The organism is Tabrizicola sp. M-4, from assembly GCF_051132405.1.
Classification (GTDB): Bacteria; Pseudomonadota; Alphaproteobacteria; order Rhodobacterales; family Rhodobacteraceae; genus Paragemmobacter.
The window spans coordinates 1,050,962-1,063,676 of sequence record NZ_CP128606.1 but is presented as its reverse complement, the minus strand read 5'-3'; the positions used below and the strand labels follow the sequence as shown (position 1 = coordinate 1,063,676).

Genomic DNA, 12,715 nt, shown 5'->3' with positions numbered 1-12,715 from the left:
CGCGATATCCGCTAAGGTCTGGCCCAAGCAAAGGAGGCCCCGATGATTCTCAGCTGTGGCGAAGCCCTGATCGACATGCTGCCCCGCACCACCACGCTGGGCGAACCGGCCTTCTCTCCCTATGCCGGGGGGGCGGTCTTCAACACCGCCATCGCGCTGGGCCGCCTCGGCGCGCCCTCCGCCTTTTTCTCCGGCATTTCCAATGACATGCTCGGCCAGATCCTGACCGAAACGCTGGAGGCGTCGAAGGTCGACACGCAATACTGTGCCCGCTCCGACCGCCCCACCACCGTCGCCTTCGTCAAACTGGTGGACGGTCAGGCCACCTATGCCTTCTACGACGAAAACACCGCAGGCCGCCTGCTGTCGCAGGACCAGCTCCCGACCCTTCCCTCCACCATCTCCACCCTCTTCTTCGGCGGCATCTCGCTGGTGAACGACCCCGCCGCCTCCACCTATGAGGCGCTTCAGACCCACGAAGCCCCCACCCGCGTCACGATGATCGACCCCAACATCCGCCCCGGCTTCATCGCCGGAAAGGAAACCGAGTACCGCGCCCGCATCGAACGGATGATCGCCCGCGCCGATATCGTGAAACTCTCGGACGAAGACCTGCACTGGATTCTGGGCGCAGGCGACGTCTCGACCCTCGCCCGCCAACTCCTTGAAAAGGGGCCGAAACTCGTCTTCATCACCGAAGGCGCGGCAGGCGCACGGGCCATCACGGCGACGCAAAACCGCTTCGTCGCTGCCACGAAAGTCACCGTCGCCGACACCGTCGGCGCAGGCGACACCTTCAACGCAGGCGCCCTGACGGCGCTGCACGAGGCAGGCTCGCTGACCAAATCCGCCCTCGCCACGCTCTCCGACGCCACCCTCGACGCCGCCCTGACGCTCGGCACGAAATCCGCCGCCGTCACCGTCTCCCGCCCCGGCGCCAACCCGCCTTGGCGGAACGAATTGTGAGGGCCGTCCTCCAACGCGTCTCCCGCGCTTCGGTCACGGTAGACGGGGAAATCACCGGCGAAATCGGCCCCGGCCTCCTGATCCTCGTCTGCGCGATGGAGGGCGACACCGATGAAAAGGCCCGCCAACTCGCCGCGAAAATCGCCAAGCTGCGGATTTTCAAGGATGATCAGGGCAAGATGAACCTCTCCATTCGCGATATCGGCGGATCGGCGCTGATCGTCTCGCAATTCACCCTTGCCGCCGACCTGCGCGGCAACCGCCCCGGTTTCTCCACCGCCGCCAAGCCCGACGAAGGACGCCGCCTTTACGAACTCTTCACCCGGTTGATGCAGGATGAAGGCATTCCCACCGCAAACGGCATCTTCGGCGCAGACATGGACGTAAGCCTGAACAACGACGGCCCCGTGACGATCTGGATGGAAGTCTGACGCCCGCAGGCGTCAGTCCGTCCACTCCCATGGGCCAGTGAACCCGCCCAGCACATCCTGCACCCGTGCATGATCGACCGGGCCATTCCGCATCAACCGCGCCACGAGGCCGCGCTTCTTGTCCTCCACCACCTCGGCGACATGGGCGGCGATCCCGGCCTCGGCCAGCGCCGCGTCATAGACGCGGGTAATGGCCTTGCGCCGCAGGTCCGGCTTGAACACCTTGCCCACCGCCGTTTTCGGCAATTCCGCAAGGATTTCAATATGTTTCGGCACGGCGGCGCGTTCGTGGATATGGGTCTGGGCATAGGCCATAAGCTCATCCACGCCCACCGCCTTGCCCTTCACCAATTCCACATAGGCGCAGGGCAATTCCCCCGAATGGGCATCCGGCTGCCCGATGGCCCCGACGAATGCCACCGCTTCATGCTTCATCAACCCTTCCTCGATCACCGCCGGGTCGATGTTATGCCCGCCCCGGATGATCAAGTCCTTCGCCCGCCCCGTAATGAACAGATACCCCTCGGCGTCGATCCGCCCCAGATCGCCCGTCCGCAGGAAGCGGCCCTCGGCGAACAGGTCCTTGTTCTTGTCCACCTCCGTATAGGTCGATCCCTCGAACACGCCGGGATTGGCGACGCAGATCTCGCCCACCTCATCCACCGCGCATTCGCGGAATCCCTCGGCCGTCTTGTGCAGGATGCGCACATGGGTATGCGGGAAGGGCAGGCCCACCGAGCCGATCTTCTTCGTCCCCCCCGGCGGGTTGACCGACACGAGGCAAGTGCATTCCGTCAGCCCGTACCCCTCGACGATCTCGACATTCGTGGCCTTGTAGAACCGGTTGTAAAGCTCGATGGGCAGCGGGGCCGATCCCGAAAACGCATTCTTCAGGCTGGAGATATCGGCATCAATCGGCCGCTGCATCAGCGCGGCAAGCGCCGTGGGAACGGTGATCAGATAGCTGCATTTCCACCGTTCGATCAGCTTCCACAGATTGTCGAACACCCCCTCACCCCGGTATCCCGCAGGCGTGGGAAACACCACATGCGCGCCCGACGCGATCATCGACATCAAGATCGGATAGGCCGCGAACACATGGAACAAAGGCAGCGGGCACATCACGCAATCGGTTTCCTTGAACAGCAAACGCTGCCCCAGCCAGCCGTTATAGACCATGCCGGAAACCTTGTGCTGCGCGACCTTGGGCATCCCCGTCGTCCCGCCCGTGTGGAAATAGGCGGCCACACGGTCGTCCTTCCGGTCCTCGAATGTCAGCCGGTCCGCCGGGTGCTTGGCCAGTTCTGCGTTGAAATTCAAAACGTTGGCCGTATGGCTGATCGGGTTCTTGGGCCGGATCAGCGGCACGATCCAGGATTTCGGCGGCGCCAGATAGCGCACAAGATCCACCTCCAGCACCGTCTTGACCGAAGGCGCATGCTTCACCGCCTCGGCCACCTTCTGCGGCACGTCGGTCTTGGGGAAGGCCTTCAGCGTGACCACCACCTTCGCCTTCGTCTCGCGCAGGATGGCGCTGATCTGCTCGGCCTCAAGCAGGGGGTTGATCGGGTTCACGATCCCCGCCACCGCCCCGCCCAGCAGGGTGACCGCGGTCTCAAGGCTGTTGGGCAGCACATAGGCCACCACGTCCTTTTCACCCACGCCAAGGCTGCGGAACAGGTTCGCCGCCTGCGTCACCTTCGCATGCAGCCCGTTCCATGTCAGCGTCTCGGCCTTTTCCTTCGGCCCCGACAGGATCTGATAGCTGATCGCCGGCCGCGTCCCATGCGCGGCCTTCGCGCGGCTTAGGAATTCATGCATCGTGCGCGCCATGCCGCGCGCCTCCCAAGGCATTTCCGCCTCGATCGCTTTCACATCCGCAAGATTGGCGAATTCACCCAAAACGCATCCTCCCCTGGCCGCCCCCCTTGTTCCTCCCGGGGGATTTCAACCGAATGTGATGGCTGAGAGGCCCGCCTGCAAGGCTGCAAGCGGCACGAAACGCAACGTCAGATGCCTCAGGCCTGCCCGTCGGTGAATTGCAGCCGCGCCAGACGGGCATATAGCCCACCTTCCGCCACCAGCGCCTCATGCGTCCCTTCCGCGACGATGCGGCCATGATCGAAGACGACGATCCGATCCGCCCGCTTCACCGTTGCCAGACGGTGCGCCACCACCAGAACGGTCCGCCCTTCCGCGAGCACGTCCACCGCCGCCTGCACCGCGCGCTCGGACTCCGCATCCAGCGCCGATGTCGCCTCGTCCAGCAGCAGCACCCGCGCATCGCGCAAGATCGCCCGCGCAATGGCGATGCGCTGCTTCTGCCCGCCCGAAAGCATCACCCCGCGCTCACCCAGCCAGGTGTCATAGCCCTGTGGCAGCGCCGTCAGGAAGTCATGCGCCGCCGCCGCCTGCGCAGCGGCCTCCACTTCGGCATCCGTGGCATCGGGGCGGCCAAAACGGATGTTCTCACGCGCCGAGGCGGCAAAGATCACCGGATCCTGCGGCACCATCGCGATGGCGCGGCGGAAATCGGCGCGCGCCATGTCGCGCAGATCGATGCCGTCGAACCGCACCGTGCCCTGCTGCGGGTCGTAGAACCGCATCAACAACTGCAGGATCGTCGTCTTCCCCGCCCCCGACGGCCCGACCAGCGCCACCGTCTCGCCCGGAGAAACCCGCAGGGAAACCCCGTTCAAGGCCGAAACCTCCGGCCGCGCCGGATAGCGGAAGGTCACGTCATCAAAGACGATCTCGCCCCGCACCGGGCGCGGCAGCGCCTTCACCGAAGGCGCATCGCGCACCGGATCCTCGCTGTTCAGCAGTTCCACCAGACGCTCTGTCGCGCCCGCCGCCCGCTGCACCTCGCCCCAGATTTCCGACAGCGCGCCGACGGAACCCGCCACCATCACGGCATAGATCACGAACTGCACCAATTCGCCGGGCGTCATCATGCCTGCCCGCACGTCCCGTGCCCCGATCCACAGCACACCGACGATCCCGGTAAAGGTCAGGAAGATGACGATAACCGTCATCACCGCCCGCACCCGTGTGCGGGTCTGCGCAACGCCAAAGGATTTCTCGGTCACTTCCGCGAATTGCGCCCGCGTCCGCCCCTCATGGGTAAAGGCCTGCACCGTCTGCACCGACCCCAACGCCTCCGATGCCGTGCCCGAGGAATTCGCGATCCAGTCCTGCGACTCCCGGCTCAGGCCCCGAAGGCGGCGGCCCAGCACGATGATGGGCACCACCACCGCAGGCACGATCAACAAGACCAGACCCGTCAGCTTCGCCGATGTCAGGAACAGCAAAAGCAGCCCCCCCAACAGCATCAGCACATTCCGCAGCGCGACCGAGATCGACGACCCGATCAGCGACAGGATCAGCGTGGTATCCGTGGTGATCCGGCTGACCACCTCGCCGGTCATCAAGCGCTCAAAGAAGGCGGGGCTCATCCCCATTACCCGGTCGAACACGGCGCGGCGTATATCGGCCACCACCCGCTCGCCCAGCTTGGTGACAAAGTAATACCTGACCCCCGTCCCCACCGCCAAAAGCGCGGCGATGCCCAGCGCGGCGGCGAAATACTGGTCCAGCAGCGCGACATCCTCGTTGAACCCGTCCACCACCCGCCGCACGGCAAGGGGCAACAGAAGGCTCATCCCCGCCGTCACGACCAAGGCGCCTACGGCAAGCAGCGTCATGCCGCGATAGGGCTTCAGGAACGGGGCCAAACCCCGCAACGCCCCCACCTTCTTGGAACCGGGGCGTGCTTGCGCCGTATCGTCGCGTGCCATGTCTCTTCCCTGTTGCGCGCCTTGGGGTTTAGGAAATGCCCGCGCCCACGGCAAGCGCCCCGAAGGTCGCGCCCCCTTACCCCCGCCTTTCCCCTGTGCAAGACTGCGTGAAGGAGGGGCTTCATGCCGATCACGACCATCGTCTTCGATGCCTATGGCACGCTGTTCGACATCAACGCTGCCGCCCGCCGGGCCGCGCAGGATGACCCGCGCCTCGCCTCCCTCTGGCCCCGTCTGGCCGAGGATTGGCGTCGGAAACAGCTCGAATACACATGGCTCCGCAGCCTCACCGGGGCCTATGCCGATTTCCGCACCGTCACCGCCGAGGCACTGGATTGGGCGCTCGCCGCGCAGGGCCTTGCCGACACTGATCTGCCTGCACGCCTGCTCTCGCTCTACGACCGGCTCGATGCCTTCCCCGAGGTGCCCGCAACCCTGCAGGCGCTGCAACGCCGCGGCCTGCGCCCTGTCATCCTGTCCAATGGCACGCCCGGAATGCTGGCACAGGCCACGCAGGCGGCGGGCCTGACCGGCACGTTCGATGCCATCCTCTCCGTCCACCCCCTGCGCATCTACAAACCCCACGCCTCCGTCTATGCCCTTGTCGAGGCAGCCACCGGAGCGCGCCCGCAATCGGTTCTCTTCGTCTCGTCCAATGGCTGGGATATCGCCGGGGCCGCCCGTTTCGGCTTTGCCACGGCATGGGTGAACCGCCAGTCCATGCCGCCGGACAGGCTCCCGCAAAGGGCACTTCACGAAATCCCCGACCTGTCCCACCTTCCCCGGTTGATCGCATGACGCAATTCTTCATGGCCCCCGACGGGGCGCATCTCGCCTATTCCGACGAGGGCACGGGTCTTCCCCTGCTCTGCCTGCCCGGCCTGACACGCACGTTGGGCGATTTCGACTATCTCCGCCCGCACCTTCCCCCGCTCCGCCTGATCCGCATGGATTACCGCGGGCGAGGGCAAAGCGAATGGACGGGTGCCGCCACCTATACCGTCCCGCAAGAGGCGCAGGATGCGCTGGCGCTGCTCGATCATCTCGGGGTCGGGCGCGCGGCGGTGCTGGGCACCTCGCGCGGGGGGCTGATCGGCATGCTGCTTGCGGCATTGGCCAAGCCGCGCCTCATCGGCCTATGCCTCAACGACATCGGCCCTGAAATCCACCGCCCCGGCCTGACCCGCATCTTCGACTATGTCGGTCGCAATCCGGCCTCCAAGGATCACGAAACCCTCGCCGCCGCCCTGCCCCGCAATATGCCGGGATTCGCCAATGTCCCGCCCGAACGCTGGCTTGCCGAAGCGCGGCTGCATTACACCGAAACCGGAACCGGCCTCAAAATCACCTACGACCCAGCCCTCCGCGACGCCTTCCTCGCCGCCTTCGACGGCCCGCCCGTGGACCTCTGGCCGCTCTTCGACGCCTGCGCGGGCCTCCCCCTCGCCCTGATCCGCGGTGCCAACTCCGACCTTCTCACCGCTGAAACCGCACGGGAAATGCTCCGCCGCCGCCCCGACATGATCTTCGCCGAAGTCCCCGACCGCGCCCACATCCCCTTCCTCGACGAACCCGAAAGCCTCAGCGCGATCCAAGCCTTCCTGAAAGCCTGCGCATGACCACCCTCGCCCTGATCGAAGCCGCCGCGTCACGCCTGCACGGCCACGCCCGCGTCACCCCCCTCCTCAACGCCCCCCTCCTCGACGCCGCCGCAGGCCGCCGCATCTTCGTCAAGGCCGAGTGCCTGCAACTCACCGGATCGTTCAAATTCCGCGGCGGCTGGTCCGCCATCTCCGCCCTCCCGCCCGCCACGCGCGCCAAAGGCGTCATGGCCTATTCCTCCGGCAACCACGCCCAAGGCATAGCCCTTGCCGCCAAACGCCACGGCATCCCCGCCGTGATCCTGATGCCCGCCGACGCCCCGCAGGTAAAGATCGCCAACACCCGCGCCTACGGGGCCGAAGTCATCCTCTACGACCGCGCCACCGAAGACCGCGACGCCATCGGCGACCGCCTGACCGCCGAACGCGGCCTCACGCTCATCAAACCCTTCGACGACCCCCATGTCATCGCAGGCCAAGGCACGACCGGCCTCGAAATCGCCGAGCAGGCCGCCGCCCTCGGCATCCATGACGCCCCCGTCCTCGCCTGCTGCGGCGGCGGCGGCCTTTCCGCCGGCATCGCCCTCGCCCTCGAAGCCCGCGCCCCCGGCCTGCAAGTCCGCACCGCCGAACCCGCAGACTTCGACGACGTCGCCCGCTCCCTCGCCACAGGCAGCATCCAGCGCAACGCCGCCCCCACCGGATCGATCTGCGACGCCATCCTCACCCCCCAACCCGGCGCGCTCACCTTCCCCATCCTCCAGCGCCTCGCAGGCCCCGGCCTCACCGCCACGGATGACGAGGCGCTGTGCGCCATGTCCCTCGCCTTCACCCATCTCCGCATCGTCCTCGAACCGGGCGGCGCCATAGCCCTCGCCGCCGCAATCCATCGGGACGACCTGCCCGACACTGTCATCGTCACCGCATCCGGCGGCAACGTGGACCCGGAAACCTTCCGCACGGCCCTCGACCGCTTCCCGGACTGACTTACCCTTTCGAACCGAAACCGTCCCGCAAGCCCGTGAAAGCCCCCAAAAAGATTCCCCTTCCGAACATGCCCCCCGTCTTCCTCCCCGACCTCCGTCTGAACGCCGACCTGACCGGACCGCAGGACGGCGCCCCCCTCGTCCTGATCCACGCCCTCGGCACCAGCGCCGCGATCTGGGACGACCTCATCCCCCTCCTGCCCCCGACGCTCCGCATCCTCCGCTTCGACCTGCGCGGCCACGGGCTGTCCGACGTCCCCCCCGCCCCCTATGCCATGGGCGCGCTGATCCGAGACACAGAACGCCTGATGGACCATTTCGCGCTGAAGGATGCCGTCGTCCTCGGCCTCTCCATCGGCGGCCTCATAGCCCAAGGCCTCGCCGTGAAACGCCTCGACCTCGTCCGCGCGATGATCCTGTCGAACACGGCAGCCAAGATCGGCCGCCCCGAGCAATGGCAGGACCGCATCGCCGCCATCCGCGCAGGCGGCATGTCCGCCCTGCACGACGCCACGATGGAACGCTGGCTGGGCCGAAAATGGCGGGACAACCCCGCCCTCCCCCGCCTCTCCACCCTCTTCCTGAACACCAACCCCGAAGGCTGGTCCGGCTGCGCCTCGGCCATCGCCGGAACCGATTTCTACGAAACCACCGCCACCCTCACCCTGCCCACCCTCGCCATCGCAGGCGCCAACGACGCCTCCACCCCGCCCGACCTGATCCGCGAAACGGCCGAGCTGATCAAAGGCCACCGCTTCGCCCTGATCCGGGGCGCAGGCCATATCCCGCCCGTCGAGAAACCCGCCGAATATGCCGCCGTCATAACCCAGTTCCTGACGGAAATCGGCCATGCCTGACATCCTGCTGATCCACGGCGCAGCCCACGGCGCATGGTGCTGGCACCGCACCATCCCCGCGCTCGCGGCCCTCGGCCACACCGCCCGCGCCATCGACCTCCCCGGCAATGGCGACGACCCCACCCCTGCGGCCGAGGTCACCCTCGACCTCTACGCCGAAGCCATCCTGAAGGCGACCCAAGGCCCCACGATCCTCCTCGGCCACAGCATGGGCGGCTTCCCCATCACCGCCGCCGCCCAACGCGCCCCCGACCGCGTCGCCGCCCTCATCTACCTCTGCGCCTACCTCCCCCGCCCCGGCCAAACCCTCGCGCAAATGCGCAAGGCAGGCCCCCGCCAACCCCTCGCCGGGGCGTTCCGGATCGACGACACCCGCACCACCTTCACCTTCGACGCCGACCAATCCCCCGCGCTCTTCTACCACGACTGCCCGCCCGAAGACGTGGCCCTTGCTCGAACCCGCCTCTGCCCCCAACCCATCCGCCCGCAGGAAACCCCCATCCCCGACACCTCCCGCGCCGAAGCCCTCCCCCGCTTCTACATCCGCTGCACCAACGACCGCGCGATCCCGCCCGAATACCAAGAAACCATGTCCGCCCAACTCCCCCCGCAAAACATCCTCACCCTCCCCACCTCCCACTCCCCTTTCTTCTCCGCCCCCGAAGCCCTCGCCCGCCACATCGACACGATTTCGCGCCGCCCTACTGTCAACCGGACGTGACACGCGCTAGCTTCCCTCCAACCCAACGGGAAGCCCCATGTCCGACCGCCGCGAAAAGCTCGCCCTCGCCTTCATCCTGATCACGATCACCATCGACGCCATCGGCATCGGCCTGATCTTCCCGGTCATGCCCGACCTGATCGAAAGCGTGACGGGCGGCACCCTCTCGCAGGCCGCTATATGGGGAGGCATCCTCTCCACCTCCTACGCCGTGATGCAGTTCCTCTTCGGCCCCATCATCGGCTCGCTCTCCGACCGCTACGGCAGACGGCCCATCCTGCTGATCTCGCTCCTCGTCATGTCCATCGACTACCTCGTCATGGCCATCGCCCCCACGATCTGGCTGCTGCTGGCCGCCCGCATCGTCGCGGGCATCACCGCCGCCACCTATTCCACCGCCACCGCCTATATCGCCGACATCACCCCGCCCGAAAAACGCGGCGCGCGCTTCGGCCTGATCGGGGCCTGCTTCGGCGTGGGCTTCGTCGCAGGCCCGCTGATCGGCGGCCTCCTCGCCTCCATCGACCTCCACGCCCCCTTCTACGCCGCCGCCGCCCTCGCGCTCGCCAACATGGTCTTCGGCTACTTCGTCCTGCCCGAAACCGTGACCGACCCCACCCGCCGCCCCTTCTCCCTCGCCCGCGCCAACCCGCTGGGCGCGCTGCGCGCCGTCTCCAAACTCCCCAGCCTGAAACGCGTCCTCACCTGCTTCCTGATCCTCGGCATCGCGATGAACGTCTACCCGACGATCTGGGCCTATTACGGACAGGCCCGCTTCGGCTGGGACAGCACGATGGTGGGCCTCTCCCTCGCCCTCTACGGCATCAGCTTCGCCGTGGGTCAGGCACTGCTCGTCGGCCCCCTGATCAAACGCTTCGGCGAACACCGCGCCGTCCATTACGGCATGTGGGTCGACGTCACGACCCTCGCCGCCCTGGGCCTCGTCACCCAAGGCACCCACGCCCTCATCATCACCCCCATCACGGCGCTTGGCGGCGTCGTCACCCCCGCCCTGCAAGCCCTCGCCAGCCGCGCCGCCCCCGCCGACGCACAGGGCGAACTGCAAGGCGTCCTCGCCTCGCTGAACGCCATCGCCATGATCACCTCGCCGCTCATCATGACCAACACCTTCGCGGCCTTCACCGCCCCCGATGCCCCCGTCTACTCGCCCGGAGCACCCTTCCTCCTCGCCTCCGCCCTCATGCTCCTCTGCCTGATCCTCCACGTCACGGGCCGAAGCAAAGCCTGAAAGCGTCACCTACAGGTCGCAAAACTCCGCGCCCCGCGCCAAACCCGCCCCTAGCTTCGACCCGGAGAGAAATACCCTGCGGGGGTCCGGGGGTGCAAAACCCCCGGACCCGGCCAGCCACAGACGGGAGGCCGACCATGAAGCTCAAGGACCTCGAAATCTTCGTCGTCGCGCCCCCCTTCCCCGGCTGGGGCGGCCGCTACTGGATCTTTCCGAAACTCACCACCGACAACGGCATCGTGGGCTATGGCGAATGCTACGCCTCCACCGTCGGGCCAAAGGCGATGAAGGCCGTCATCGAGGACGTTTTCGAACGCCACATGCTGGGCGAGAACCCCGAAAACATCGAACTGATGTTCCGCCGCGCCTATTCCGCAGGCTTCACCCAGCGCCCCGATCCCACCGTCATGGGCGCCTTCGCGGGGCTGGAAATCGCCTGCTGGGACATTCTGGGCAAGGCGCGAAACCGCCCCGTCTACGCCCTGCTAGGCGGGAAGATGAACGACCGCATCCGCAGCTACACCTATCTCTACCCCGAACCCGGCAAGGAAAGCGCCGAATTCTGGGTGGACCCCGACGCCGCCGCCGAGGCCGCGCTGCGCTTCGTGAACATGGGCTTCACGGCGGTGAAATTCGATCCCGCAGGCCCCTATACCATCCGCGGCGGCCACGAACCCGCCATGTCCGACATCACCCGCTCGGTCGCCTTCTGCAAGGCGATCCGCGAGGCGGTGGGCGACCGCGCCGACCTCCTCTTCGGCACCCATGGCCAATTCACCACGCCCGGCGCCATCCGCATGGGCCGCGAACTCGAACCCTACAACCCGCTCTGGTACGAAGAACCGATCCCGCCGGACAACCTGCTGGAATTCGCCGAAGTCGCGAAATCCGTCCGCGTCCCCCTCGCAACCGGAGAACGCCTCACGACCAAGGCCGAATTCGGCACCCTCCTCCGCGCAGGCGGGGTCAAGATCCTGCAACCCGCCCTAGGCCGAGTCGGCGGCATATGGGAGGCGAAAAAAATCGCCGCCATGGCCGAAATCTTCAACGCCGAGATGGCCCCCCACCTCTACGCAGGCCCCGTGGAATGGGCGGCGAATGTGCATTTCGCGGCCTCCATCCCCAACCTGCTCATCGCGGAGACCATCGAAACCGGCGGCGCCTTCCACCAGAAACTGATCAAGAATTCGATCAAATGGGAGGATGGCTACATCCTCCCCCCCGAAGCCCCCGGTCTTGGGATCGAGTTCGACGAGGAGGTCGCCCGCGCCCATCCCTTCACCGGGACCGGCCTGCATCTGCAAATGCAGGAAGCGCCCTGCGATTACCGCCACGGCAACCGCTTCGAAGGCGGCGCGCCTTCGACCCTGCCGCACAAGACCTGACACCGCGCGCGGGGCCTTGCGGCCCTGCGCGTCAGATCGACTTGATGAACAGGATCCATTCCGACGCATCCACCCCCCAGTCGCCCTTCACGACCGGCCGCCGCGCCACCTCGCGATACCCCTTTGCCTGATAAAGCCGCAGAGCCTCCCGATGCGTATCGGCGGCGATCAGGCTGACCACCCGACGCCCCAGCCCGCGCGTCACCTCTTCGGCATGGGCCAGCAGCGCCGACCCGCAGCCCCGCCCCCGGAACGCCTCATAGGTGGCCAGCACGTTCAGATACCAAGACCCCGGCGCCAGCGCCTCCAGCTCCAAGAGCGGCACGAATATCGGCGGCGTATCCGGATCGATCGGCGCAGGCTCATCCTCCGCCGGATAGCCCAAAAGACAGGCCGCAACCTCGCCCTCCACCTCGGCCAGCCATGCGTTGCGGTACGAGAACCCGCCCGTCTCGCGCGCCGCCCGCTCGCGCCCATAGGCCCAAGGGTCGCCCTCCGGCCCGACCGACCGCTTCCAGAAATGCAGCGGCAGGTCATCCGCCGCCATGTTGATGAACCGCACCAGATGCTCCGCATCCGCCGCCACCGCCGCCCGGATCGCCACCATGCGCCACGCCTCCATGAACCTTCGCCCGTGACTTACCCCACAGGCCGCCCCGCACAAGCCCCCATCACCCTTGCCAGCCCCCCGGCCAGCCCCTACCAAGGATCAAACGCATCTC

General features: G+C 66.8%; 12 protein-coding genes. 9 read left to right on the top strand and 3 right to left on the bottom strand.

From position 1 onward, the window contains the following. Window positions 1-42: 42 nt before the first annotated feature. The gene (locus TabM4_RS05135; protein WP_434619389.1) at window positions 43-966 is read left to right on the top strand and encodes a carbohydrate kinase family protein; all 924 of its coding nucleotides are present in this window, start codon (window positions 43-45) and stop codon (window positions 964-966) included. Continuing rightward, window positions 963-1,397, top strand: a complete 435-nt coding sequence (gene dtd, locus TabM4_RS05130) for a D-aminoacyl-tRNA deacylase (RefSeq protein ID WP_434619386.1) — start codon at window positions 963-965, stop codon at window positions 1,395-1,397. Before TabM4_RS05135 ends, dtd begins: the two co-directional genes overlap by 4 nt. Window positions 1,398-1,409: 12 nt before the next feature. Here the strand turns inward: dtd and TabM4_RS05125 are convergent, their stop codons facing one another. Together TabM4_RS05125 and TabM4_RS05120 are read right to left on the bottom strand one after the other, a co-directional pair. Then, window positions 1,410-3,299, bottom strand: a complete 1,890-nt coding sequence (locus TabM4_RS05125; protein WP_434619383.1) for an acyl-CoA synthetase — start codon at window positions 3,297-3,299, stop codon at window positions 1,410-1,412. Window positions 3,300-3,415: 116 nt separating this feature from the next. After that, entirely contained in the window at window positions 3,416-5,194 is a 1,779-nt protein-coding gene (locus TabM4_RS05120) for an ABC transporter transmembrane domain-containing protein (RefSeq protein WP_434619381.1), read from the bottom strand. Window positions 5,195-5,317: 123 nt separating this feature from the next. Between TabM4_RS05120 and TabM4_RS05115 the strand changes: the two genes are divergently transcribed. From TabM4_RS05115 to TabM4_RS05085, 7 genes are all read left to right on the top strand, one after another. Beyond that, the gene (locus TabM4_RS05115) at window positions 5,318-5,992 is read left to right on the top strand and encodes a haloacid dehalogenase type II (RefSeq protein ID WP_434619378.1); all 675 of its coding nucleotides are present in this window, start codon (window positions 5,318-5,320) and stop codon (window positions 5,990-5,992) included. Continuing rightward, entirely contained in the window at window positions 5,989-6,813 is an 825-nt protein-coding gene (locus tag TabM4_RS05110; RefSeq protein ID WP_434619375.1) for an alpha/beta fold hydrolase, read from the top strand. The genes TabM4_RS05115 and TabM4_RS05110 overlap by 4 nt, the downstream gene beginning before the upstream one ends. Then, a complete protein-coding gene (locus TabM4_RS05105; RefSeq protein WP_434619372.1) occupies window positions 6,810-7,781 on the top strand; it encodes a threonine ammonia-lyase in 972 nt (323 codons plus the stop codon). Before TabM4_RS05110 ends, TabM4_RS05105 begins: the two co-directional genes overlap by 4 nt. A gap of 68 nt (window positions 7,782-7,849) precedes the next feature. After that, complete coding sequence (gene pcaD, locus TabM4_RS05100) at window positions 7,850-8,638, top strand: 3-oxoadipate enol-lactonase (RefSeq protein ID WP_434619369.1); 789 nt, start codon at window positions 7,850-7,852, stop codon at window positions 8,636-8,638. Continuing rightward, window positions 8,631-9,359: an alpha/beta fold hydrolase gene (locus tag TabM4_RS05095; protein WP_434619366.1), complete on the top strand. Its 729-nt coding sequence runs from the start codon at window positions 8,631-8,633 to the stop codon at window positions 9,357-9,359. Before pcaD ends, TabM4_RS05095 begins: the two co-directional genes overlap by 8 nt. 37 nt (window positions 9,360-9,396) lie before the next feature. Beyond that, a complete protein-coding gene (locus tag TabM4_RS05090; protein WP_434619363.1) occupies window positions 9,397-10,608 on the top strand; it encodes a TCR/Tet family MFS transporter in 1,212 nt (403 codons plus the stop codon). A gap of 137 nt (window positions 10,609-10,745) precedes the next feature. Then, on the top strand, window positions 10,746-11,993 hold the full coding sequence (locus tag TabM4_RS05085) for a mandelate racemase/muconate lactonizing enzyme family protein (RefSeq protein WP_434619360.1): 1,248 nt from the start codon (window positions 10,746-10,748) through the stop codon (window positions 11,991-11,993). 31 nt (window positions 11,994-12,024) lie between these two features. Here TabM4_RS05085 and TabM4_RS05080 read toward each other — a convergent pair whose 3' ends face one another. Beyond that, the gene (locus TabM4_RS05080) at window positions 12,025-12,615 is read right to left on the bottom strand and encodes a GNAT family N-acetyltransferase (protein WP_434619357.1); all 591 of its coding nucleotides are present in this window, start codon (window positions 12,613-12,615) and stop codon (window positions 12,025-12,027) included. Between the last annotated feature and the right edge of the window lie 100 nt (window positions 12,616-12,715).